The organism is Crystallibacter degradans, from assembly GCF_012952295.1.
GTDB classification, from domain to species: Bacteria; Actinomycetota; Actinomycetes; order Actinomycetales; family Micrococcaceae; genus Crystallibacter; species Crystallibacter degradans.
The window spans coordinates 111717-134221 of sequence record NZ_JABBCH010000010.1; the positions used below are offsets into that span (position 1 = coordinate 111717).

The window sequence follows — 22505 nt, forward strand, 5'->3', positions numbered from 1 at the left end:
TCTCCAGGCGCGGCCATAGCGATCGGTGAACGGCAACCGGCCTGCGGTGAACGGCGGCCCGCTGCGACGAACAGCATGCGGCGAGGGAACTTCCCAGCGCTGGCGCGGCCGCGGACGTGCGCCCTCCGGTGCCCCCGGGTTCATCCGACGACGGCGGTGCCTTCGGTGACGCTGTCACGAGGGATATCGTGGAGGAATGTTCAGCACGGCCGTCGACATCGCGCTCATTGTGGCCATCGCGGCCGTCACGGTAGCGGTCATCGCGCTGATCGGTTTTAAGCTCGCCCGCTCCAGCCGGGATCTGGGCTCCGAGGCCGAGCTGGCCACCTACACCACCTTGCATACCGCCGGCCTTGCGGCGCCGTTCCTGCGCACCGGGCTCTCCCCTGCCGGCGCGGGCAAGGCCGCCCGCTATCTGCGCGAAATGCTCGGCAGCAACGATCTGGTCATCACGGACGAGTCCTCGATGTTGGCGTGGGACGGCGCCGACGGACCGCGGGAAGAAGAGGCCATGGCGCTGGCCCGCCAGGTGCTGGACAGCGGCCGGACCCAGGTCTTCCGCAAGCCCAGGCTCGCCGTGCCCGGCGCTGACCTGCGCGAGAACCCGGTCACGGAGGCCGTCTTCTCCCCTATCCAGGTGCAGGACCGGGTGGTGGGGACGGTCGGCGCCTACACCGAGCATGTCGGGGCGTCGCTGGTCCGGGCCGCAAATGAAGTAGCCGGCTGGGTGGCCACGCAGATTGAGCTGGCGGAGCTGGACGCCTCACGCACCCTGCTGATGGAGGCCGAAGTCCGCGCCCTGCGCGCGCAGATCAGCCCGCACTTCATCTACAACTCGCTCAACGCCATTGCGTCTTACATCCTCACCGACCCGGTGCGCGCCCGCGAGCTGGTCATCGAGTTCGCGGACTTCACCCGCTACTCGTTCCGGCGCCACGGCGACTTCACCACGGTGGCGGAGGAGCTGCAGTCCATCGACCGCTACCTGCTGCTGGAACGGGCGCGTTTCGGCGAGCGGCTCAAGGTCAGCCTGCAGATCGGTCCGGAGGTACTCAGCACGGTTATCCCCTTCCTGTCCCTCCAGCCGCTGGTGGAGAACGCGGTCCGGCATGGCTTGGAGGCGAAGGAGGGCACCGGCCACATCACGATTACCGCGCACGATGCCGGCGCCTACGCCGTCGTTACTATCGAGGACGACGGCGTGGGGATGGATCCTGAGCATCTGCGGCAGGTGCTCGCCGGGCACACCGAGGGCGACCACGTGGGCCTGCGCAACGTGGACTCCCGGCTGCGGCAGGTCTATGGGGACGAGCACGGCCTGGTGGTGGAAACCGCTCCCGGCCAGGGCACCCTGATCACCATGCGCGTACCGAAGTTCCAGCCGGACAACGTCGTCTAGACGGCGACAAGCCCGCCCAGGCAGCGATGTGCGAGCGGGTCAACCGTGGTGACGCAATAGACTGTCATGCATGGTCAACGTTGTCATCGCGGATGATGAATTCCCTGCCGTCGAGGCCCTTGCCTACCTACTGTCCCGGGACCCGCGGATAGAAAACATCTATAAAGCCATGAGCGGCGCCGAGGCATTGCGGGCGCTGGAAAGCCACGACGTTGACGCACTGTTCCTGGACATCCACATGCCGGCACTTTCCGGGCTCGATATTGCCCGTGTCATTTCACGCTTCAGCCGGCCTCCCGCCGTCGTCTTTGTGACTGCCGACGAGGACCAGGCGCTGCAGGCGTTCGAACTGGCCGCGGTGGACTACCTGCTCAAGCCGGTCCGGCCGGAACGGCTGGCCGAGTCCGTACGCCGGATCTGCGAGCTGATCGAAGACGGCGATACCAAACCCGAGGTCATTACGGTGGACCAGGGCGGCATCACCAAGATGATCAGGCGCGACGAAATTAAGTACGTGCAGGCCCAGGGCGACTATGCCCGGCTGCACACGGCCGAGGCCAGCTACCTCATCCGGGTCCCGCTGAACGATCTCGAGCAGCAATGGGAGGACGCCGGCTACCTGCGCATCCACCGCTCGTACCTGGTGGCCATGAACCAGGTGCAGCAGGTGCGCATCACGGCCGGCAAGGCATCGGTGCTGATCAACGGCGCCGAGCTGCCGGTGAGCCGGCGGCATCTGCCGGCCGTGCGGGACAAGCTCGAAGCCAACCGGGTCAGGCCGCGCGGATGACCGGACAGCCCGGACGGCCGAAGGATCAACCGGATCGGCCCGCACCGCCGGCTGGCGTCCGAGAACCGCGTGCGGACCGGCCCGAGCGCGTGCGGGTGACGGCGCCGCGGTCCAAAGCACCGCTGGCGCCTGGCCGCTACAGCGTTTCGCGCGAACTGGCTGAACAGTCAGAGGTCGGCGAAATCTTCATCCGCTCGCTGATCCGCTCCCAGCTGCGGCTGGCGCTGGTAGTCGCCGGCGGATTTGGCGTGATCCTGGCCGGTGTGCCGGTGCTGATGCTCCTCTTTCCACGTATCAACGACATCACGGTTTTCACTGTCCCGCTGCCCTGGCTGCTCCTGGGCGTGGGCATCTATCCGGTCATCCTGGTCAGCGCCGGGCTCTACAACCGGGCCGCGGCCAGAAACGAGCGCCGCTTCCGCCAGCTCGTGGACGATGAGCGCATCGCCCGTCCGGGCTGGCCGGGAGGGGCTGAATGAGCCCGGCTGTCGGTCTTGCCGCGCTGGCCGCCGTCTGCGCAGCAACCGTGCTCATTGGTGTCTACGGACTGCGGATCTCGCGCACCACGGGAGACTTCTACGTAGCCTCGCGGACGGTGCGGCCGTGGTGGAATGCCTCGGCTATCGGCGGCGAATACCTCTCGGCGGCCAGCTTCCTCGGCGTGGCCGGGCTGATCCTGGTCTCCGGCATCGACGCGCTGTGGTTCCCCATCGGCTACACCGCCGGTTACCTGATGCTGCTGCTCTTTGTCGCGGCCCCGCTGCGCCGCTCCGGGGCCTACACCATCCCGGATTTTGCCGCTGCCCGGCTGGATTCGCGCCCGGCCCGCACCGTCACCAGCCTGCTGGTGGTCATCGTCGGCTGGCTCTACATCGTCCCGCAGCTCCACGGCGCGGCGCTGACGGTGCGCATCACTACCGGTCTGCCCGGCTGGGTGGGCGCCGCCGCCGTCGTTGTTGTGGTGGTGCTTTCCGTAGTGACCGGCGGGATGCGCTCGATCACCTTTGTGCAGGCCTTCCAGTACTGGCTGAAACTGACCGCGCTGGCCGTGCCGGTGATCTTTGTGCTGCTGGCCCTCGGGAGCACTTCGCAACCAATTACCGACGGCGGCGCGGTCTTCCACAGTGACCTCGATGTCTCCGACGAGGCGTCGCTCTACCGCAACATTTCGCTGATTACCGCGCTGCTGTTCGGCACGCTGGGCCTGCCGCACGTGCTGGTGCGTTTCTATACCAACCCCGACGGCCCCAGCGCGCGGCGCACCACGGTCATTGTGCTGGGGCTGCTGTCGCTGTTCTATATTTTCCCCACCCTGTACGGCGTGCTCGGGCGGATTTACACGCCGGACCTGGCCACCGGCGGCCAGGCAGACGCCACGGTCCTGCTGCTGCCGGCCCGGATTTTCGACGGCGCCGCCGGGGACCTGCTCTCGGCGCTGGTCATTGCCGGCGCGTTTGCCGCATTCCTGTCCACCACGTCGGGCCTGGTGGTGTCGCTGGCCGGCGTGGTCAGCCAGGACCTGTTCCGGGGCAGCGTCCGAGGTTTCCGCTGGGCCGCCGTGCTCTCCGCTGTCGTGCCCTTGGCGGTTGCGCTGGCAACGGACTCGCTGGCCCTGGCCGGAAGCGTGGGCACGGTGTTCGCCTTTACCGCCTCCACCATCTGCCCGCTGCTGCTGCTGGGCATCTGGTGGCGCGGCCTGACCGACGCCGGAGCCATCGCGGGCATGGTCACCGGAGCGGTGCTGTGCGGCGCTGCGGTCATGCTCGCCGCGTTCGCCGGGAGTGCGTTAGGCCGGTTTGAGGAACTGCTCGCCCAGCCGGCGGCCTGGAGCGTGCCGGTGGCGTTCGTGGTCACCATTGCCGTATCGAAGCTGACGGCATCGCGCCGGCCCCTGACGGTGGCCCGGGTGATGGCGAGGCTGCACTCGCCCGAACACCATCACCCGGCGCCGCGCACGGTAGGACGTTAAGCACCGTGTTAATCAGTCAATCGCCGCCATGAGCTCGACAACACGGTCCAGGAACGCATCCACCTGGGTTTCCTCGTAACCGTCCTGGCCCTTGGCCTCGCGGAACACCGAACGGCGGACCATGTCGACGCTCAGCGGCTGGTCGTTTTCAAAGTAGGCCAGCAACTCGGAGCACAGCGCGTCCACGTCCTCCACGTTGTAGCTGGTGGCATTGCGTTTGGCCGGACGGCGGAAGCGGTCCCCGGGCTCGCGGTGGAGCCGGGCGCGGAGCACGGCCGAAACGCGGCCGATCTGGGCCAGCCAGGCCTGCTCTCCCTCCGCGACGATCAACGCGTCGCGCTCCCGCTGCGCGAAGACGTCCTCCAGCCGGTCCAACGCCGAGTCGACCGCGCGCGGGTCATAGCCGCCGCGGGCCGGCTCGAAAGTCATCGCGCGCACGTCGCGGCTGGTGATCTGCCCGCTGTCCGGATCGTTGGCGTTGTAGTACTCCCGGGCGCGGGACAGGAACTGGTCAACCTGCCGGACGTTGTAACCGTGCTCGCGGCGCCCCACGCGTTCGAAGGGTGCACCGCCCCGGCCAGCCTCATTCTTTTGTCGCACCATCGTCCTCGATGCTTCCCTCTTCAGTAGTGACATCTGCTGTGCCAAACTCCCCAATACCTGTGCCCGGCGTGCCCGCCGGAACGCGTACTTGAATTATTTATGCGGTCTGCCTGCTGCCGGGCTGGCTTCAGATCGCCCCCGGCGCCAGCAGCACGGCGAGCACATAGGCCACCGGCGCGGCGAAAACGATCGAATCGAGCCTGTCCATGACGCCGCCGTGGCCGGGCAGGATGTTGCTCATGTCCTTGATGCCGAGCTCGCGTTTGACCATGGATTCGGCCAGATCCCCCGCCGAGGAGGCGGCGACGGTGGCAATAGCCAGCACCAGCCCGAACCACCACTGCAGGTCAAGGATGAACACCGAGCAGAGAATTCCAACAACGACGGCGCCGCCCACCGATCCGGCGAAACCCTCCCAGGATTTCTTCGGGCTGATTTTCGGGGCCATCGGATGCTTGCCGAACAGTACCCCCACCAGATAACCGAAAGTGTCGTTGGAGACCACCAGCAACAGCATGGTCATCACTTTCAGCGCGCCGTTGTCCTCGTCCAGCAGCAGCAGGGCAAAGCTGATGAACAGCGGCACCCAGCAGAGAATGAAGACCCCGCTCATAATGCTGCGCACGGCATCCTGCGCCCGGTCCAGGCATTTGTAGACCATGATCGCAACTGCCGACGCCACCAGCGCGAACGCCAGTGCTTCCGGGCCACCGTAGTAGGCGGCGAGCGGCATGGCCAAGGCTCCGGCATACAGCGGTACCTGCGGCACGAAGATACTCTTGAGCGTCAGCGCACGGGCAACTTCCCAGACCCCGATCAGCGCGAAAACCGATACCAGCACCACAAACGCGTCGGGCAGGAAGAACAGTCCCACCAGGACGGCCACGAGGAGTGCCAGGCCGACGATGATGGCGGCGGGAAGGTTGCGCCCTGCCCGTGAAGGCGTGGCCGCGGCCCGCAGCGCCCGTCGTCCTGGTCCGGCCTTCTGAGACCCGGAACCAGCCTCAGGTGCCGGCGAACCGCCAGCCTGGGTGGAAGGCTGGTCGGTACCCATCAGACTTCGAGCAGCTCAGCTTCTTTGCGCTTGAGCAGCTCATCCACGTTGTCCGTGTGGGCCTTGGTCCTGGCGTCCAGTTCCTTCTCGGCGCGCGCGCCCTCGTCTTCACCGATGTCGCCGTCCTTGACCTGCTTGGCGATGTTGTCCATCGCCTTGCGGCGGATGTTGCGGATGGAGACCTTCGCGTCCTCGGCCTTGCCGCGGACGATCTTGACGTATTCCTTGCGACGTTCCAGAGTCAGCTCCGGCAGCACCACACGGATAACGTTGCCGTCATTGGCCGGGTTCGCGCCGACGTCCGAGTCCCGCAGGGCCTTCTCAATGTCGTTCAGCGCCGACTTGTCGAACGGCGTGATGAGCAGGGTACGTGCTTCCGGGTTCTGGAACGAAGCCAGCTGCTGCAGCGGCGTCGGCGAACCGTAGTAGTTGACGGTGACCTTCGAAAACAATGCCGGGTTGGCGCGGCCGGTGCGGATCGTCGCGAAGTCCTCCTTCGCCACTTCCACCGCCTTGTCCATCTTCTCGGCAGCCTCTAGCATTGTTTCTTCGATCACGGCGTCTCCTTAGACAATTATGTCCGCCTTCATGGCGGCAAGGACTCTGTTATCCATCCTAGGCTATCCGGAACCGCTGACGGGCAGGCGCTCCGGGTTCTGCGCGGGTGCGCTTAAGCGGACACGAAGGTCCCGATCTTCTCGCCCAGGATGGCGCGGCTGACATTGCCCTCGCCTTCCATGCCGAAGACAACCATGGCCAGCTTGTTGTCCTTGCACAGGCTGAAGGCCGTCTGGTCCATGACACGGATATTGCGGCGCATCGCGTCGTCGTAAGTCAGGCTGTCCAGCTTTTCGGCAGCCGGATCCTTCTTCGGGTCCGCCGTGTAAACCCCGTCTACCCCGTTCTTGGCCATGAGTACGACGTCGGCATGGACTTCCAGCGCACGCTGGGCGGCAACGGTGTCAGTGGAGAAATACGGCAGCCCGGCGCCGGCGCCGAAGATGACCACGCGGCCCTTTTCCATGTGGCGGATGGCGCGGCGGGGAATGTACGCCTCGGCAACCTGTCCCATGGTGATGGCACTCTGGACACGAGTGTCCACGCCGGCCTGTTCGAGGAAGTCCTGCAGTGCGAGGCAGTTCATGACGGTGCCCAGCATTCCCATGTAATCGGCGCGGGAGCGGTCCATCCCGGACTGCGAGAGTTCCGCGCCCCGGAAGAAGTTGCCGCCGCCGACCACGATCGCGACCTCGACTTGTCCCACGGTTGCCGCGATCTGCTTGGCGATGCCGCGGACGGTGTCCGGATCGACGCCGAGTTTACCCCCGCCGAAAACTTCGCCGGAGAGCTTGAGCAGAACGCGGCGCCGCTTGGGCTCCATCTCGGCGGACTGGGTTTCGGTTGCGTGCTGGGGTTCCATCGTGCCTCCCGGGCGTGCTGTTGGTCCTGGGGGAAAGGACCTGTAGGGACTGAACTGGACTGAAGTCTGTGATTCTGGGCAGGAAAAAGGGGCGGCCACCTGTGGGTGACCACCCCCTCCTCGCTACACGGTGCTGCGTCGCGGACGGCGCATGCCATTATTTGCTAAGCGCGATGCTATCAGGCGCCTACGCGGAACCGGGCGAAACCGGATGCGTTCGCACCGGCCTGCTCGAGGACCTTGCCAACGTTGACCTTCGGGTCCTTGGCGAACGGCTGGTCGACCAGCACGATCTCCTTGAAGAAGCCGTTGAGGCGGCCTTCGACGATCTTCGGCAGCGCAGCCTCGGGCTTGTTCTCGGCGCGAGCGGTCTCGTCGGCGATCCGGCGCTCGTTCTCGACCGTCTCGGCCGGAACTTCTTCGCGGACCAGGTAGGACGGTGAGAAGGCAGCAATGTGCACGGCCACGTCGTGCGCGGCCTCGACAGCAGCCTCGCCCACGGCGTCAACAGCGAACAGCACGCCAACCTGGGCGGGCAGGTCCTTGGACGTCTTGTGGAGGTAGGCGTCAACGGTCTTGCCTTCGAGGCGTGCCAGACGGCGGACAACAACCTTCTCGCCGAGGATTGCGCCCTCTTCGACGACAACCTCGCTCAGCGGCTTGCCCTCGACGTCGGTGGCCAGCAGTGCGTCCAGTTCTGCAGCGCCGGACTCGACGGCAACCGAGAGAACCCTGTCGGCCAGTTCAATGAACTTGGCGGACTTGGCAACGAAGTCGGTTTCGCAGTTGACCTCGACCATGACACCGACGGTTCCGTCGATGACCTTGGCGGCAACCAGGCCTTCGGCGGTGGAGCGGCCTTCACGCTTCGTAGCGCCCTTCAGGCCCTTGATGCGGATGAGCTCCATGGCCTTGTCGGCGTCGCCGTTGGCCTCGTCGAGAGCCTTCTTGACATCCATCATGCCAGCGCCGGTGCGCTCGCGCAGAGCCTTAATATCAGCAGCGGTGTAATTCGCCATTTGGACTCCAGTCCCTCCGTAATAAGTAGTTGTATATTCCGCCAGTGCGGCCGGCCGAAATTCGGCCGGCCGCACCAGCAGACATCCTCCGCAGGTGGCTAGGTCACCTGCGGCTGAAGATCAGATTTACTTGTCGGTCTCTGCAGCCGGAGCTTCAGCGGCCTCGACCGGAGCAGTAGCTTCCGCGGCCGGAGCTTCTTCAGCCGGGGCCTCGGCGGCGGGCGCCTCTTCGGCCGGGGCCTCGGTGGCGGGTGCCTCTTCGGTCTTGGCTTCAGCGGCCGGAGCCTCGGAGCTACCTTCGAGCAACTCGCGCTCCCACTCGGCCATCGGCTCGACGGGTGCCTCGGTGTTGCCGGCAGCCTTGTTCTGGCGGGCGATCAGTCCCTCGGCAACGGCGTCGGCGACAACGCGGGTGAGCAGGTTGACGGAGCGGATGGCGTCGTCGTTGCCCGGAATCGGGAAGTCGACCTCGTCCGGATCGCAGTTGGTGTCGAGGATGGCAACAACCGGGATGTTCAGCTTCTGCGCCTCGTCAACTGCGAGGTGCTCCTTCTTCGTGTCCACGATCCAGACCACGGACGGAGCCTTGGTCAGGTTGCGGATGCCACCGAGGGTGGTCTGGAGCTTGGTCAGCTCGCGCTTCAGGAGCAGCAGCTCCTTCTTGGTGTAGGCGGAGCCGGCGACGTCGTCGAAGTCGACCTCTTCGAGTTCCTTCAGACGCTGGATCCGGCGGGAAACGGTCTGGAAGTTGGTCAGCATACCGCCGAGCCAGCGCTGGTTCACATACGGCTGGCCAACACGGGTGGCCTGCTCGGCAATTGCTTCCTGGGCCTGCTTCTTCGTACCGACGAAGAGCACGGTGCCGCCGTGGGCGACAGTGGCCTTGACGAACTCGTAGGCGCGGTCGATGTAGGACAGCGACTGCTGCAGGTCAATGATGTAGATGCCGTTGCGCTCGGTGAAGATGAAGCGCTTCATCTTCGGGTTCCAACGACGGGTCTGGTGACCAAAGTGAACGCCGCTGTCGAGCAGCTGGCGCATGGTAACGACTGGCATGTCGTCACTCCTTCCGGCAGGACTCCCGGCTTCAGCGCGGGTAAATACTGCCAATAGACGGTTATTAGCTCACCGCCCGGGTTCGGGCGAAGCTCCTGGCTTCCGTCAGTCCTGTTCGCAAACGGGACGTAAGTCCGGACCGGCTTTACCGGACCGCCTGGACATACCCCTGCCGTAGAAGATTCTGCGGCGGGAAACGGAAACGCGTAGTCAGCTCTCCCACCATGTATCCCGGCCGTAAATTCCAAATGGACAAACAGGACCAAGACATGACTCATGGAGGCAGAAAACTGCTTTGCCTAGTGTACTACACGTCGGGGTCACGCTTCGCCGCTCTTCCTCTTCGGAAACTGCGCACTTCGGCCGGCTGTTCCACCCGTCCTGCACAGCTGCCGCACGCGGGAGTCGTGCGCACATCCGGCACGCGGACCCTCGCGCCGCTGCATCACAACGCGCAGCATCGACCCTATGGAATTGCCCGGCCCCCTTGAACAGTCCCCCAGAAGATCCCAGCTGCGCTTCTCCCCGCAGGTTCTTCGCCTGGCGTGGGCAGCCGCCATCGTTCTGCTGTTGACTGCAGCCAACGTCCCGCTGCCCGGCACACCGCCCACGACTGGCACGACCAGAAGCTACGCCCCGATGTGGAACTGGCCGACAGATCCGAAGCCTGCCGTGCTGGCGGGGTTTGATCCCCCGCCCGAGCCCTGGTCTCGCGGGCACCGAGGGGTTGACCTCAACGCGCACGACGGCGCTTCAGTACTCGCTCCGCAGGACGGTACTGTGAGCTTCGTCGGCTGGGTTGTGGACCGCCCCGTCATCACCATCGACCACGGCAACGGACTGCGCAGCAGCTTTGAACCTGTATCCAGCGAATTGAAGAAGGGCGAACCGGTGGACAAGGGCGCCGCGTTGGGGTCCGTGGACGGAGCGTCGCACTGCCCGCCCGGCTGTCTGCACTGGGGAGTGCGGCAGGGTGAGGAATACCTCAACCCGTTGCAGTTCGTGATGGATATGAGGCCCTCGGTCCTGCTTCCCCGGCCTATGGAATGAAGTTAAACGCCGCGGAGTGAGGCTAAACGAACGCGGCGATGCCTGTGATGGCCCGGCCGGTAACCAGCGAGTTGATCTCGTGGGTGCCCTCGTAGGAGTAGATAGCCTCGGCATCGGCGAAGATCTTGGCCATCTCATAGTCGGTGACAATGCCGTTGCCGCCGAGGATTCCGCGGCCGAGCGCCACCGACTCACGCATGCGGGCCGTAGTGAACGCTTTGGCGAGTGCGGACTGTTCGTCCTTCGCGGCGCCCAAGTCCTCCAACTGGGCCAGGCGCACCATCATGCCCATGGACGCCACCGTGTTGCCCAGAATTTGGACGAGCTGTTCCTGCACCAACTGGTAGGAGGCCAGCGGTTTGCCGAACTGGTGCCGCTCGACGGCATAGCGGCGTGCGACGTCGAAGGCCGCCATTTGTTGCCCAACCGCCTGCCATGCCACCGCCAGCCGGGTCACCTTCAGCACCTTGTTCGTGTCCTTGAAGCTGTTGGCGCCTTTGAGGTGGAATTCATCCGGCACCACCACGTTGTCGAGAATGATGTCCGCGTTCTGCACCGTGCGCAAGCTGATCTTGTTCTCGATCTTCGTGGCCTGGTAACCCTCCAACGTGGTGTCCACCAGGAATCCCTTGACCTGGTTGTCCGCCACATCCCGGGCATAGATCACCACCCAGTCGGAGAACGTGGCATTGCCGATCCAGCGCTTGGCGCCGTTGAGGATCCAGCTTCCCCCGTCCCGGATAGCGGTGGTGCGCGTGCCGCCGGCAACGTCCGAACCCCCCAGCGGTTCCGTCAGCCCGAAGGCCCCGATCTTCTTCAAGGAATAGATGTCGGGCAGCCAGGCATCCTGCTGCTCCTGCGAGGCCAGGGCCTCGATGGACCCGGTGAACAGCCCGTCATGGACTCCCATGAATGTCGCGATGGAGGTATCCGCGCGCGTGAACTCCGCATGCAGCAGCCCGGCCAGCAGGTTGGAATATCCCTGCCTCCGGACAGGGCTGACAACGTCCAGCTCCGCCAGCTTCGGGATGATTTCCATGGGGAACTCTCCCCGGTTCCAACAATCCACTGCGATCGGCCGGACTTCCTTGGCCAGCCAGTCCCGGACCTCATGCAACCGGGCGCGCTCCGAGGCAGAGAGAACTTCCTCGAAGGCGTAGAAGTCCCCATCGGCATAAGGGAGATTGTTCGGATCAATGGCAGTCTGGCCCATGGGTGCATCCTTTACTCGCGGCTCCAGGACGCGAAAGCACATCCCGGCGGTCATGTTACTCGTCAGTAACATAACCTATTCGTCTGCAGCGGGGCAACCTTGGCCCCATGAAAGGCAGTCAGCAAAACCGGGCTTCGAAAGCAACTGGGACACCGATAACGCCGGGCATGGCAAAGGCCCCGGCTGGATCCCGAATCAGATCCGGCCGGAGCCTCTGTGCCCAGCAACGGCTGGGGTGTTGCTGTAGGGCGACTGGGACTTGAACCCAGGACCAAAGGATTATGAGTCCTCTGCTCTGACCTGCTGAGCTACCGCCCCCTGACTGCCTCGCGATCAGCTGCGAGCAGTTTCGACGTAGCCATCCTAATGGCTACGTGCGGCCCCGCGCACCTTGAGACGCGCGGCGCCGTCAGCTCGGCAAGAAGTCATCCACCGATCCGCCGCGGTACAGCTTCTCGAAGGTGTCCATGGTCTTATCGATGGCATGTTTGGCCGCCTTGGCGTGGCTGGCCTCGCCCATGGCCTGGATGTCCTCCGGTGACTGCTTCAGCACCAGGTCCAGTTTGGCGGCCAGGTCGACCGGATCCCGCGGGGTGAAGAGGTAACCGTTGACGCCGTCGTCGACCAGGTGCGGCAGGGCCATGGCATTGGCCAGGACCACCGGCTTGCTCGCGGACATGGCCTCCAGCGAGACCAGGGACTGCAGCTCCGCCGTACCCGGCTGGCAGAAGACAGTCGCCCGAAGGTACGCGAGCCGCAGTGCGTCGTCGTCGACGTGGCCCAGGAACTTCACCCGCCCGGCCATACCGAGCTCGGCCACCTTGGCGTCGAGCATGGGGCGCACTTCGCCCTCGCCGACTATTTCCAGATGGACATTGAGGTCAGGGTCCGTCAGCGAGATCGCTTCTATCAGCACGTCCACGTGCTTCTCCTGGGCTAGCCTGCCCGCAAAAAGCACCGTGGGATGGTCAGGTTTCTCGACGACTTCACCCGGCGCCAGTTCGTAATGGGCTGAGTCAATGCCGTTGGAGAGCGGAAGCACTTTGTGCAGGAAGGCGTGCTCCTTCATGGCCTTGGCGGCCAGCGGTGTAGGAGTAGTGACTACCGCTGCCTTGCCCATGATCTTGCCCATGTCGCGCCAGGAGTTCTTGGCAACAATGTCCAGGAACCACTGTGGGAACGGCAGGAACGGTTCGAGATTTTCGGGCATGAAGTGGTTCGTAGCAATGGCCCGGATTCCGCGGCGTACCGCTTCGGCCATGGTGGCCTGGCCGATCATGTAGTGGCACTGGATGTGAACCACGTCCGGCTGGACCTCATCGAAGATCCGCTTCATGTCCCGCCTGATCTCCCAGGGAAAGCAAATGCGCCATGACTCATGCGTGGGCACCGAATGCGAGCGGAGCCGGTGGACGGCCGCTTCGGAGCGCTGCTCCACATACGTGGTTCCCTGCTCCGGCCGCGCCGCGACGACATGCACGTCGTGCCCCCGCTTGGACATGGCTTGGGCCAGCCGCAGGCCGAACACCGCCGCCCCGTTGACATCCGGCAGATAGGTGTCGGCGGCGATCAGGATCTTCAGTGGTCTCGGTCCCTTGTTCCCACTCACCTGGCGCAGAACTCCCTGGTCGGTTGTGACGATGCTGTTCATATGATCTGTTCGTACCTAAGGCTTCCTGGTTGCGGCGGCCTGGGCCCGCCGTCGTGCTTCTTCTCGTTTTTGCAGTACGTCCGGATGGTGTCTTGAAAGAGCAATGACCCCCACAATAGCAACCAAACCCGCGCCGACCATGGCAATCGCGGTGACGGCTTCGACGTCGGGTTTCAGTTCCCCCAGCAGGAAAATTCCGATGGCGATGCCGACGAGTGGATCGATGACGGTGAGTCCGGCTATCACCAGGTCCGGCGGTCCGCTGGAATAGGCGCTCTGGACAAACCACGCTCCCAGACCCGCAGCGGCAATAATCGCGATGATGCTGTACACCGGCACGTTGGCCAGGAAGCGCCCGTTGGGGTCGAACAGGTGCAGGCCGATGATCCGCACCAGGACCGCGACAAAGCCGAAGAGCATCCCGGCGCCGAGGATGTAGGCGAAAGCGTTCAAGCGGTGCCGGAACATCAGTTCGAGGGAGAGGAAAACCGCAACAACGACGGCGAGCAGCAGTACCGTCGACAGCTCCTCTGCCGCTGTAACCCGGTGGCTCTCCCCGGTGACGTTGACCGCCAGCAACACGAAGCCCGCGCTTCCGGTGACACACGCGGTGATCGCCACAACCGTCATGCGGTTCAGCCGGATCCCCTGGTCCTTCGAGTTCACGATGGTGGTGATGACCAGGGCGATGGCACCGATGGGCTGGACAACCGTAAGCGGGGCGCTGACGAGAGCGAAGACGTTCAGTCCCATGCCGACGCCCAACAGCAGCAGTCCCACAACCCACCGCGGATTGCGCAGCAGCCGCAGCAGTCCGCTGACGCTGAGGGAGAGCCCGCCGGTGTTTGCCTGCACCGCGCTGGCCTGACGCTGCGTTCCGAGGGCCAGGAAGCAAGCACCGGCCAGCGCGCAGAGGATCGCTAGCCAGACCATGCGGTCCTGACTGCCGTTGTTCCTGGTGCACTGCGTTTCCCACCTGCCGGCGGACCGTCAACCATTCGTGTGCCCATTGACAGCGGAGCCGGCGGGGCTGTCCGGCTGTTGCCCGCGTTTGGCACGGTGTTTCCGCCATACCCCGCGCATGTATCCCCACCACGCCAGCAGATGGCCCACGCAACCGAGGATGAGGATCGCGTAGGCAATAGCCGCCAGCCAGTCCTCTCCGGGTTCGAGGGCCTTATGCAGCAGCAGAAGCGGGGTTCCGACCAGCAGCAGCGCCGTCCGGATCTTGCCGATGTTGGTCACGGGCAGGTTCGGGTTGCCGTGAAAAAGAGCGAGTGAGAACGCCAGCAGGATCCCGTCAGGGATGACGATGGCCAGCAGTAGCCACAGCGGCGCGATGCCGGCGACAACGAAAGTGATGGCTACGATGATCAGCGCCAGGCGGTCCGCGACCGGATCCAGCCATTTGCCCACCGAGGAGATCTGGTTCAAGCGGCGCGCCAGGTAACCGTCCACCCAGTCGGTTGTTCCAATAATGACGAGCACGATGGTGGCCGCTGCGTAATCCTCCAGTGCGATGTACCGGATAAACAGCGGGACCGCGAGGAAGCGAAGGACAGTAATGATGTTCGGTACCGTCCAAAACGTCTGCAGTTCCCGGTATTCGTAGTTATCCCGGGAACCGGCACCAATCAGCTTCACTGTCCCTCCCCTCTTCACTGACGCACCTTCCGCAGGGAACGGAGTGGTGCTGATGTGCAGTTATGCAACCAGCGGCTACGGTCCAGCCGCTGGTTTTCGATTACTGGCGCAGCAGTTTACGCAGCAATACGAAGAAGGCGGCCAAAGACGCTGCCAGCGCAGCCAGCGGCTTCCAGCGGTCCTGCAGTTCATCTTGAAGACCTGACCCGGAACCGGTGCCCGTCGCAGTTGCGCCGGCATGCGAGCCTGTAGACGAGCCCCGGACCGCTGCGATGCGCGTCTCGGCCGCTTCACGGGCTTTGGCGGCAGCCTCGCTGGCGTTGGCCTTGATCCTTTCGCTCTGCGGCTTGGGATCGAGCTTCTCGCCCAGTCCATCGCGGATACGCGCGAGATGTTCGCGGCGCTCCCCGGAGCGGTTGCGCAGTTCTTCCAGCGAAGGAGCCGGTTGCTTGGGCGTCTGGTCTTCCTCAGCCTGTTCCGGCTTTTCCTTCTTCACCGGCTTCTGGTCCAGCGTGGCCGGATCAAAGCTGCGGCCTTCCTTCAGCACGCCAATGTCATACTTGATGCCCCACAGCGCATGCTCAGGCAGCAGCGGCATGGTCTTCTTCAGCCGCAGCGCACCGATCAGGCCCACAATGGCGGCCAGAACCAGGAACAGCAGCGCCACGAGCAGCGCCGCAAGCCACGGTTCCATGACTTCGCCAAGCCCCATGATGGCGGCAACGAGCAAGGCAATAACCATAAAGGCAACGAACACGAGGGCAACGGCCAGAAGGGCAGCGGCCACGCCGACCTTGACGCCTTTGCCCTTAAGCTCGACGGCAGCCAGCGAAAGCTCATCATTGATCTGGCGAGGCACCAATCGCCCGGCCATCTTGACCAGTGACACCAGGGAGGATCTGCTTCCCGCAGTAGTGGTCCTGGTGTTGTCAACGCGAGTCATGGGCTCTGCCTCCATTGCTAGTTTGGTAGTGCTCGAGTGTCCACAGTCTAAAATTATCATTCTGCCTGAATTCAACCCCTCAGCCATGAGGACGACATTCAAACGCGAAGATCTTCGGCAATTGCAATGCTTCCGAGACAGTAAACGCTTACGCTCCGGTACTTCCAACACTATGCTGACAGCCAGCCATTGACACCATCAGCACAGGTCGGAGCCGGATATGAGCGAAGTGTTGCATTTCCCCAAGGGCTTTCTGTGGGGAGCCGCGACCGCCGCCTACCAGGTAGAGGGCGCCACGGGCGAAGACGGCCGGGGCGATTCGATCTGGGACACGTTTTGCCGCCTGCCCGGCGCCGTCGTCGACGGACACACCGGAGACGAAGCGTGCGACCACTACCACCGCTACCAGGAGGATGTCGCCCTGATGCGGTCGCTAAATCTGGACTCCTACCGGTTCTCGGCCTCCTGGCCGCGCATCCAGCCCGATGGCCGGAAGACCAATACCGCCGGCCTGGACTTCTACTCACGCCTCATCGATGAACTGCATGGTGCGCAAATCAAACCGTGGCTGACGCTCTACCACTGGGACCTGCCGCAGGCGCTCGAAGACGACGGCGGTTGGGCCAACCGGGATACCGCCTACCGCTTCGCCGAGTATGCGCTGGCTGTCCACGAGGTGCTCGGCGACCGCGTGGATGTGTGGACCACGCTGAACGAGCCATGGTGCTCGGCTTTCCTCGGCTATGGTTCCGGCGTGCACGCACCGGGGCGTCAATCCCGTCCGGACTCCCTCGCCGCCATGCACCATTTGCTGCTGGGACATGGCCTGGCCGTGACGGAGTTGCGGCAGCGGGCGCCCAAGGCCAAGCTTGGCCTCACGCTCAATTTCACGGTGGTAGATCCGGTCAACCCCAATGATCCGGCAGATCAGGATGCAGCGCGCCGCATCGACGGCCAGTTCAACCGGGCATTCCTGGATCCGGTATTCCACGGCGCCTATCCAGCGGACTTCCTTGCCGACGTCGCCAAATACGGACTCGAAGAGCGCATCCTGCCGGGTGACATGAGCACGATCAGCGCACCCATTGACACGCTGGGAGTGAATTACTACCACGGTGAAGCAGTAACCAGCCATCCCCGGGCGGATGCAGGGAACGCACATGCCGCGCCTGTGGAACGTCCGCTTGCATCGCCCTACCCGGCAGCTGACCAGGTTTCCGTGGTGCCGCGGGGACTGCCGACGACGGCGATGGGCTGGGAGGTACAACCGGAGGGTCTGTACCGGCTGCTGACACGGTTGCAGGAGGACTACAGCGGCCCAGCAGGTACGGCGCTCTACATCACGGAAAACGGAGCAGCATATGACGATGCAGTCGGCCCCGACGGTGCCGTGGAGGATCCGGACCGGCTCGAATTCATCCGTGCGCATCTATTCCAGTGTCACAAGGCGATCAGCGCCGGAGTAGATCTTCGCGGCTACTTCGGCTGGTCACTTATGGACAACTTCGAATGGGCCTGGGGATATCACAAGCGTTTCGGCCTCGTGCGGGTGAACTACGAAACCTTCGAGCGAACGGTCAAAGCGAGCGGCTCCTGGTTTGCCGACGTGGCCGGCACCAACAGCGTGCCCGTGGGCTGAACCAATCAGCGTATAGTCCCCGATCACGTCGCCCCATTGGAAACGGGCAATAAAAAGTCCCCGCCCTGGTAACAGGACGGGGACTTTTTATGGTGGCTCCCCCGACTGGACTCGAACCAGTAACCCTTCGATTAACAGTCGAATGCTCTGCCAATTGAGCTACGGGGGAAAGCGGCAGATACAACCTTACAAGGCTTTTTCCCGGAAGTGAAATCCTGAACTTTTCCAGTTCCTGACGTATAAAACGTCGGTTCAGAACACCAGTTTCGGAAGCTTTGCGGCTCCATCAAGGCCTCAATGAGTTTACGTAAACCTGACCGCAAATGCCAAATCGGCGTTCGCTATTCCGAGCGCAGCGCCCGGCGCTGCATTTCGAGCTCCATCAGTTCCCGGTTCAACTGCTGGAACAACTCCGGGTCCGCCGACGAGTCCATGCGTTGGAGCTGGCCCATCTTTTCGGCTTTGAGCTGGGTGATCTGCAGGTCGAACAGTCGGTTCAGGATGCCTTTGCAGTACGACTTCAGCGCATCGTCGTTGTGCGCAGGCAAGGGTGTGACCGCCAGTTCGGACACGAGTGACCGAAGTTCCTCGGGAACCTCCTGCCTGACGCTTTCCACCCATTGCGACGGCGTAGCCCCGGCGAACCCGGCAGCCCGCACCGCATCATGCACCAGGGCGTGGGCCGGAGTGCGGAACCTCACTTCGGTAAAACTCTGCCACTGGCCGGCGTCCAGCAAACCAGGCTGCTGGAGCGCAACTTCCAACGCCTCCCGCTCCATGCGCGCCACCGGATCCCTCGGGTCAGGACGGGTGAAGGCTGGAGCCGGCACAGGATTATCGGAGCCGGACCCGCGGTGGCTGGATTCGTAGGGATCTGCCGGATACTGCCGGCCTTCCGGCGGACGCTGGGAAAACTGCCCCGAGCGTCCCTGCTGGCCAGGGTACCGGTCCTGGCCCGCATTCCTCTGCTTGCCGGATCCGCCCTGCTGGGTCTGGTGCGCCGCGCCCGGCCTAGCCTGGCCGTTGCCGGCGACGCCGCCTTCTTGTTGCTGCTCCCGCAGGCGCTTGGCCGCGCCCGAGACAGCGCGCAGCACTTCGTCCACTTCCATCCCGAGCCAACCGGCCAGTTCACGGGAGTAGGCGGGCCGCATCGCGGAGTCGCGGATCTGGGCTACTACCGGCGCCGATGCCCGCAGCGCCTGGACGCGGCCTTCGACCGTGTTCAAGTCGAATTTCTTCAGGGTCGCCTTGATAGCGAATTCGAACAGCGGACGCCGGGAACCGATCAGATCCCTGACCGCCGCCTCTCCCCTGCTCAACCTCAGGTCGCAGGGATCGGCCCCGTTGGGTTCCACCGCCACAAAGGTCTGGGCGATAAACCGCTGGTCCTCGTCAAAGGCCCGCAGAGCCGCCTTCTGGCCCGCGGCGTCACCGTCGAAGGTGAAGATCACCTCGCCGCCCGTGCCGTCGTCGGAAAGCAAACGCCGGGCGATCTTGATGTGGTCCGTGCCGAAGGCGGTACCGCAGGTGGCAACCGCGGTACCGATACCCGCCAGATGGCAGGCCATGACATCGGTGTACCCTTCAACGACGACAAGCTGGCGGTTCCGGGCAATGTCGCGCTTGGCGAGATCAATCCCGTACAGCACCTGGGACTTCTTGTAGAGGGTGGTTTCCGGGGTGTTCAGGTACTTCGGCCCCTGGTCGTCTTCGAAGAGCTTTCGTGCACCGAAGCCGACGGTATCCCCCGCGATGTCCCGGATGGGCCAGATCAGGCGGCCGCGGAAACGATCGTAGATGCCCCGGTTGCCCTCGGAGAACATACCGGTCAATTTCAGCTCGTCCTGGGTGAAGCCTCGGCCGGTGAGGTGTTTGAGCAGCGAGTCCCAGCCCTGCGGTGCGTACCCCACGCCGAAATGGTCCGCAGCCGCCTGGTCGAAGCCGCGTCCGGACAGGAACTGCCGTCCGGTGGCACCGCCCGGTGTCAGCAGCTGCTCCCGGAAGAACTCCGCCGCGATTTTATGGGCATCCAGCATCCGCTGACGCTTGCCGACGTCTTCGCGGCGGGGCCCGGTTCCGCCGTCCTCGTAGCGGAGGGTGAAGTTGATCCGGTGGGCCAGTTTCTCCACCGTCTCGCTGAACGTACCGTGGTCCATCTTCTGGACAAAGGAAATTACGTCGCCACCCTCCCCGCAACCGAAGCAGTGGTAGCTGCCTACCTGCGGGCGGACATGGAACGACGGTGAGCGCTCGTCGTGGAACGGGCAGAGGCCCTTGAACGAACCGATGCCAGCGGATTTGAGCGTGACGTACCCGTCAACGATCTCCTTGATGTCAGTACGCTGGCGGACCTCATCGATGTCTTCACGCTTAATCAGTCCGGCCATGCAACCAGTTTAGGCAATCGCTCCAAATCGGCCGGCACCCGGCTCCCGTATGGGCACATCCTCAACGACACTGCCCGATGTGCAGGAAAAGTGCACACCCGGGCAGCACGAGCGCACCCCGAGCTGGGATGCTGCCCAACCCTGCGGGCCCTCTGAAGGAGTATCAGAGCAGGGTCCGGTGCGAGCCCATCAGACGTTCATGCAGTGCGATTGCCGATACATCGGTCAGCGACGCAATCTGGTCGATGACCACGCGAAGCCGGGCGCCGTCGTCGTTAGCTGAATGCCAATCGGCGACGAAGGGCTGCTCAAGATGCTGCGCGCCGGTGGCGTGCAGTTCGTGCACCAAGTCCGTGAGGATTTCCTGCTGGCGCTCGTAGATGGGCTGGCGCAGATCCGTGGTCATGACGAAAGTGGTGGCCAGGCCCTTCATGACGGCGATCTCCATGACGGTTTCCTGCGGCACAACCAGTTCCGCGGCGTACCTGGTCAGCGGGTCCGGACCGTAGATGGAGCGGGTGGCTTCCAGCGCGCTGGAGCAGAACCGTCCGATCAACTGGCTGGTCATGTCCTTCAGCGCGGCCATGGCCCTGCGGCTGCCGTCCGCTTCCGGCACCCACACGCCGGAGGCCTGCAGTCGCGAGAGTGCAGCGTCAACCTCAGCCGGGTCGCTGTGCGGCAGGTACCACTGCTGGGTGTAGCCGATAACGCGGCTACGGTGGTCCGGATTTTCCATCCACTTCAGCTGCACGCGCCCTGCCACGATGGCATCCTCGACGTCATGCACGGAGTAGGAAATATCGTCGGCCAGATCCATGACCTGCGCCTCAATGCAGGAGCGCCGCTGCGGCGCACCCTCCCGCAGCCAATTGAATACCGGCAGGTCGTCCTCGTACGCGCCGAACTTGCTGGTGCGCTTGCCGTGGATGACCGGTGCGTCCGCCACCGACCACGGATATTTACAGGCCGCATCCAGGCTGGCCCGGGTCAGGTTCAGTCCCGCCGGCGAGCCGTCAGCATGCAGCACCTTCGGTTCCAGCCGGGTCAGCAGTCGCAGCGTCTGGGCGTTGCCCTCGAACCCGCCGATGGCGTGGGCAGCGGCGTTCAGCGCGGTTTCCCCGTTGTGCCCGAAGGGCGGGTGCCCAAGGTCATGCGCCAGGCAGGCGGCATCCACCACGTCCGGGTCGCAGCCCAGGGTGCGGCCGAGTTCGCGGCCGACCTGCGCGACTTCCAGGCTGTGCGTCAGCCGGGTGCGGACAAAGTCATCCGTGTCCGGCGAGACCACCTGCGTCTTCGCCCCGAGCCGACGCAGCGCCGAGGAATGCAGCACCCGGGCACGGTCGCGCTCGAAGTGGGTGCGGTACGTGCTCTTGGCGGGTTCGGTGACCCAGCGTTCCTGGTCCGTTTCCGTGTAGCCGGGCATCAGCGGCGCCGGCGTAATGACGGTGTTCTCAGCCACCGGAAACATCCAATTCGGCAGCGGAGATATCTGCCTGCTGGGCGTCGTTGAGCAGCCGCGATTCCAGCCACTTCTCCGGCAGGGCGGTCCGCTTGGGCGAGCCGGCCCGGCCGCGCGGCCCCTCGGCGTCGGCACCCGGATACGGGGCGCTCATGTCCAGAGTGTCCAGCAGTTCGCGCAGCACTTCAAGCGTGGGAACGGTGGCCAGCTTGGCACGCAGTTCGCCGCCCACCATGTAACCCTTGAAATACCAGGCCATGTGCTTGCGGATGTCCCGCAGCGCCTTGCCCTCGTCGCCGAAGGTTTCGATCAGCAGCTGCGCATGGCGGTACACGCTCTCCGCAACCTCTTTCAGACCGGGGCGGAAACGCCGATCGCTGCCCTCGAACGCGGCCTGCAAATCGCCGAACAGCCATGGCCGGCCCTGGCAGCCGCGGCCGACGACGATGCCGTCCACCCCGGTTTCGCGAACCATGCGGATGGCGTCCTCGGCGCTCCAGATATCGCCGTTGCCCAACACCGGAATATCAGGCAGCGCCTCACGGAGGGTGGCGATGGCGGACCAGTCCGCCTTGCCCGAATAGAACTGGGAGGCCGTCCGGCCATGGAGCGCGACGGCGGCCACCCCGGCGTCACGCGCGATCCGGCCGGCGTCCAGGTACGTCAGGTGGTCGTCGTCGATCCCCTTGCGCATTTTGATGGTCAGCGGAATGTTGCCCTTGGAAGCTTCCTTCACCGCAGTCTGCACAATGCCGGTGAACAGATCCAGCTTCCAGGGCAGAGCCGAGCCGCCGCCCTTGCGGGTGACTTTAGGCACCGGGCAGCCGAAATTGAGATCGATGTGGTCCGCACGATCCTCTTCGACCAGCAGGCGCACGGCGGCGCCGACGGTCTGGGGGTCCACGCCGTACAACTGGACGGAGCGGACCTTCTCGTCCTCGTCGTGCGAGATGATGCGCATCGACTCCGGACTGCGCTCGACCAGCGCGCGGGAGGTCACCATTTCGGAGACGTAGAGCCCGCCCCCGTACTCGCGGCAGAGCCGGCGGAATGCCTTATTGGTGATCCCGGCCATGGGCGCCAGGATCACGGGAGCATCAACGGTCAGCGGCCCGAGCTTGAGCGGAGGCAGCTCCAAGCGGGTGTCCGACGTGGGTACAGCGGTAACAGTCACTTACCTATTCTCTCAAAACCACGCAAATCTGCCGA

The 22505-nt window shown here is 64.3% G+C and carries 20 protein-coding genes and 2 tRNA genes; 6 read left to right on the forward strand and 16 right to left on the reverse strand.

Features of this window, described 5'->3' with window-relative positions; translation table 11 throughout:
* Positions 1 to 196 precede the first annotated feature (196 nt).
* The 4 genes from HGO92_RS15760 to HGO92_RS15775 all read left to right on the forward strand — a co-directional run bounded on the left by HGO92_RS15760 (position 197) and on the right by HGO92_RS15775 (position 4158).
* Complete coding sequence (locus HGO92_RS15760) at positions 197 to 1399, forward strand: histidine kinase (RefSeq protein WP_169996475.1); 1203 nt, start codon at positions 197 to 199, stop codon at positions 1397 to 1399.
* Between the two features lie 70 nt (positions 1400 to 1469).
* A complete protein-coding gene (locus tag HGO92_RS15765) occupies positions 1470 to 2189 on the forward strand; it encodes a LytR/AlgR family response regulator transcription factor (protein WP_169996477.1) in 720 nt (239 codons plus the stop codon).
* Complete coding sequence (locus HGO92_RS15770; RefSeq protein WP_346768981.1) at positions 2186 to 2668, forward strand: hypothetical protein; 483 nt, start codon at positions 2186 to 2188, stop codon at positions 2666 to 2668. The genes HGO92_RS15765 and HGO92_RS15770 overlap by 4 nt, the downstream gene beginning before the upstream one ends.
* Positions 2665 to 4158 (forward strand): sodium/solute symporter, encoded by a 1494-nt coding sequence (locus HGO92_RS15775; RefSeq protein WP_169996479.1) that lies wholly within the window; start codon positions 2665 to 2667, stop codon positions 4156 to 4158. Before HGO92_RS15770 ends, HGO92_RS15775 begins: the two co-directional genes overlap by 4 nt.
* 12 nt (positions 4159 to 4170) lie before the next feature.
* Here the strand turns inward: HGO92_RS15775 and HGO92_RS15780 are convergent, their stop codons facing one another.
* The 6 genes from HGO92_RS15780 to rpsB all read right to left on the reverse strand — a co-directional run bounded on the left by HGO92_RS15780 (position 4171) and on the right by rpsB (position 9310).
* Complete coding sequence (locus HGO92_RS15780; protein ID WP_169996481.1) at positions 4171 to 4761, reverse strand: DivIVA domain-containing protein; 591 nt, start codon at positions 4759 to 4761, stop codon at positions 4171 to 4173.
* 127 nt (positions 4762 to 4888) lie between these two features.
* Positions 4889 to 5815: a phosphatidate cytidylyltransferase gene (locus HGO92_RS15785; RefSeq protein WP_169996483.1), complete on the reverse strand. Its 927-nt coding sequence runs from the start codon at positions 5813 to 5815 to the stop codon at positions 4889 to 4891.
* Positions 5815 to 6372 (reverse strand): ribosome recycling factor, encoded by a 558-nt coding sequence (gene frr, locus HGO92_RS15790; protein ID WP_169996485.1) that lies wholly within the window; start codon positions 6370 to 6372, stop codon positions 5815 to 5817. Before frr ends, HGO92_RS15785 begins: the two co-directional genes overlap by 1 nt.
* A gap of 113 nt (positions 6373 to 6485) precedes the next feature.
* The gene (gene pyrH / locus HGO92_RS15795; RefSeq protein WP_440915781.1) at positions 6486 to 7196 is read right to left on the reverse strand and encodes a UMP kinase; all 711 of its coding nucleotides are present in this window, start codon (positions 7194 to 7196) and stop codon (positions 6486 to 6488) included.
* A gap of 218 nt (positions 7197 to 7414) precedes the next feature.
* Positions 7415 to 8254, reverse strand: coding sequence for a translation elongation factor Ts (tsf, locus tag HGO92_RS15800; RefSeq protein ID WP_169996489.1), 840 nt, complete (start codon positions 8252 to 8254; stop codon positions 7415 to 7417).
* A gap of 126 nt (positions 8255 to 8380) precedes the next feature.
* Positions 8381 to 9310: a 30S ribosomal protein S2 gene (rpsB, locus tag HGO92_RS15805; RefSeq protein WP_169996492.1), complete on the reverse strand. Its 930-nt coding sequence runs from the start codon at positions 9308 to 9310 to the stop codon at positions 8381 to 8383.
* A 468-nt stretch (positions 9311 to 9778) separates the two neighbouring features.
* On the opposite strand from rpsB, the gene HGO92_RS15810 reads away from it, so the two are divergent.
* A complete protein-coding gene (locus HGO92_RS15810) occupies positions 9779 to 10360 on the forward strand; it encodes a M23 family metallopeptidase (RefSeq protein ID WP_169996494.1) in 582 nt (193 codons plus the stop codon).
* 22 nt (positions 10361 to 10382) lie between these two features.
* Here the strand turns inward: HGO92_RS15810 and HGO92_RS15815 are convergent, their stop codons facing one another.
* The 6 genes from HGO92_RS15815 to HGO92_RS15840 form a co-directional block, all read right to left on the reverse strand.
* Positions 10383 to 11573 (reverse strand): acyl-CoA dehydrogenase family protein, encoded by a 1191-nt coding sequence (locus HGO92_RS15815; protein ID WP_169996496.1) that lies wholly within the window; start codon positions 11571 to 11573, stop codon positions 10383 to 10385.
* Between the two features lie 244 nt (positions 11574 to 11817).
* Positions 11818 to 11891, reverse strand: a tRNA-Ile gene (locus HGO92_RS15820).
* Between the two features lie 91 nt (positions 11892 to 11982).
* Positions 11983 to 13182 (reverse strand): glycosyltransferase, encoded by a 1200-nt coding sequence (locus HGO92_RS15825; protein ID WP_346768982.1) that lies wholly within the window; start codon positions 13180 to 13182, stop codon positions 11983 to 11985.
* A 57-nt stretch (positions 13183 to 13239) separates the two neighbouring features.
* Positions 13240 to 14157, reverse strand: coding sequence for a DMT family transporter (locus HGO92_RS15830; RefSeq protein WP_169996500.1), 918 nt, complete (start codon positions 14155 to 14157; stop codon positions 13240 to 13242).
* Positions 14158 to 14214: 57 nt separating this feature from the next.
* The gene (locus HGO92_RS15835) at positions 14215 to 14868 is read right to left on the reverse strand and encodes a CDP-alcohol phosphatidyltransferase family protein (protein WP_169996502.1); all 654 of its coding nucleotides are present in this window, start codon (positions 14866 to 14868) and stop codon (positions 14215 to 14217) included.
* 100 nt (positions 14869 to 14968) lie between these two features.
* Complete coding sequence (locus tag HGO92_RS15840; RefSeq protein WP_169996505.1) at positions 14969 to 15811, reverse strand: phage holin family protein; 843 nt, start codon at positions 15809 to 15811, stop codon at positions 14969 to 14971.
* 220 nt (positions 15812 to 16031) lie between these two features.
* On the opposite strand from HGO92_RS15840, the gene HGO92_RS15845 reads away from it, so the two are divergent.
* Positions 16032 to 17450, forward strand: a complete 1419-nt coding sequence (locus HGO92_RS15845) for a GH1 family beta-glucosidase (protein WP_169996507.1) — start codon at positions 16032 to 16034, stop codon at positions 17448 to 17450.
* 93 nt (positions 17451 to 17543) lie between these two features.
* Here HGO92_RS15845 and HGO92_RS15850 read toward each other — a convergent pair.
* The 4 genes from HGO92_RS15850 to dusB form a co-directional block, all read right to left on the reverse strand.
* A tRNA-Asn gene (locus tag HGO92_RS15850) sits at positions 17544 to 17619 on the reverse strand.
* Between the two features lie 172 nt (positions 17620 to 17791).
* Positions 17792 to 19837 carry a DNA primase gene (gene dnaG, locus HGO92_RS15855; protein ID WP_169996509.1) on the reverse strand — a complete coding sequence of 682 codons (2046 nt, stop codon included), beginning with the start codon at positions 19835 to 19837 and terminating at the stop codon, positions 17792 to 17794.
* A 163-nt stretch (positions 19838 to 20000) separates the two neighbouring features.
* Positions 20001 to 21305, reverse strand: coding sequence for a deoxyguanosinetriphosphate triphosphohydrolase (locus HGO92_RS15860; RefSeq protein ID WP_169996511.1), 1305 nt, complete (start codon positions 21303 to 21305; stop codon positions 20001 to 20003).
* Positions 21289 to 22470, reverse strand: coding sequence for a tRNA dihydrouridine synthase DusB (dusB, locus tag HGO92_RS15865; RefSeq protein ID WP_169996513.1), 1182 nt, complete (start codon positions 22468 to 22470; stop codon positions 21289 to 21291). Before dusB ends, HGO92_RS15860 begins: the two co-directional genes overlap by 17 nt.
* Between the last annotated feature and the right edge of the window lie 35 nt (positions 22471 to 22505).

Bases quoted from the DNA above. Each gene is read 5' to 3' on its own strand.
- HGO92_RS15810 (WP_169996494.1), top strand. From the start codon at position 9,779: ATGGAATTGCCCGGCCCCCTTGAACAGTCCCCCAGAAGATCCCAGCTG.
- rpsB (WP_169996492.1), bottom strand. From the start codon at position 9,310: ATGCCAGTCGTTACCATGCGCCAGCTGCTCGACAGCGGCGTTCACTTT.
- HGO92_RS15860 (WP_169996511.1), bottom strand. From the start codon at position 21,305: ATGTTTCCGGTGGCTGAGAACACCGTCATTACGCCGGCGCCGCTGATG.
- HGO92_RS15815 (WP_169996496.1), bottom strand. From the start codon at position 11,573: ATGGGCCAGACTGCCATTGATCCGAACAATCTCCCTTATGCCGATGGG.
- HGO92_RS15840 (WP_169996505.1), bottom strand. From the start codon at position 15,811: ATGACTCGCGTTGACAACACCAGGACCACTACTGCGGGAAGCAGATCC.
- HGO92_RS15775 (WP_169996479.1), top strand. From the start codon at position 2,665: ATGAGCCCGGCTGTCGGTCTTGCCGCGCTGGCCGCCGTCTGCGCAGCA.
- tsf (WP_169996489.1), bottom strand. From the start codon at position 8,254: ATGGCGAATTACACCGCTGCTGATATTAAGGCTCTGCGCGAGCGCACC.
- pyrH (WP_440915781.1), bottom strand. From the start codon at position 7,196: ATGGAGCCCAAGCGGCGCCGCGTTCTGCTCAAGCTCTCCGGCGAAGTT.
- HGO92_RS15780 (WP_169996481.1), bottom strand. From the start codon at position 4,761: ATGGTGCGACAAAAGAATGAGGCTGGCCGGGGCGGTGCACCCTTCGAA.
- dnaG (WP_169996509.1), bottom strand. From the start codon at position 19,837: ATGGCCGGACTGATTAAGCGTGAAGACATCGATGAGGTCCGCCAGCGT.
- HGO92_RS15785 (WP_169996483.1), bottom strand. From the start codon at position 5,815: ATGGGTACCGACCAGCCTTCCACCCAGGCTGGCGGTTCGCCGGCACCT.
- HGO92_RS15765 (WP_169996477.1), top strand. From the start codon at position 1,470: ATGGTCAACGTTGTCATCGCGGATGATGAATTCCCTGCCGTCGAGGCC.
- HGO92_RS15760 (WP_169996475.1), top strand. From the start codon at position 197: ATGTTCAGCACGGCCGTCGACATCGCGCTCATTGTGGCCATCGCGGCC.
- HGO92_RS15830 (WP_169996500.1), bottom strand. From the start codon at position 14,157: ATGGTCTGGCTAGCGATCCTCTGCGCGCTGGCCGGTGCTTGCTTCCTG.
- HGO92_RS15845 (WP_169996507.1), top strand. From the start codon at position 16,032: ATGAGCGAAGTGTTGCATTTCCCCAAGGGCTTTCTGTGGGGAGCCGCG.
- HGO92_RS15770 (WP_346768981.1), top strand. From the start codon at position 2,186: ATGACCGGACAGCCCGGACGGCCGAAGGATCAACCGGATCGGCCCGCA.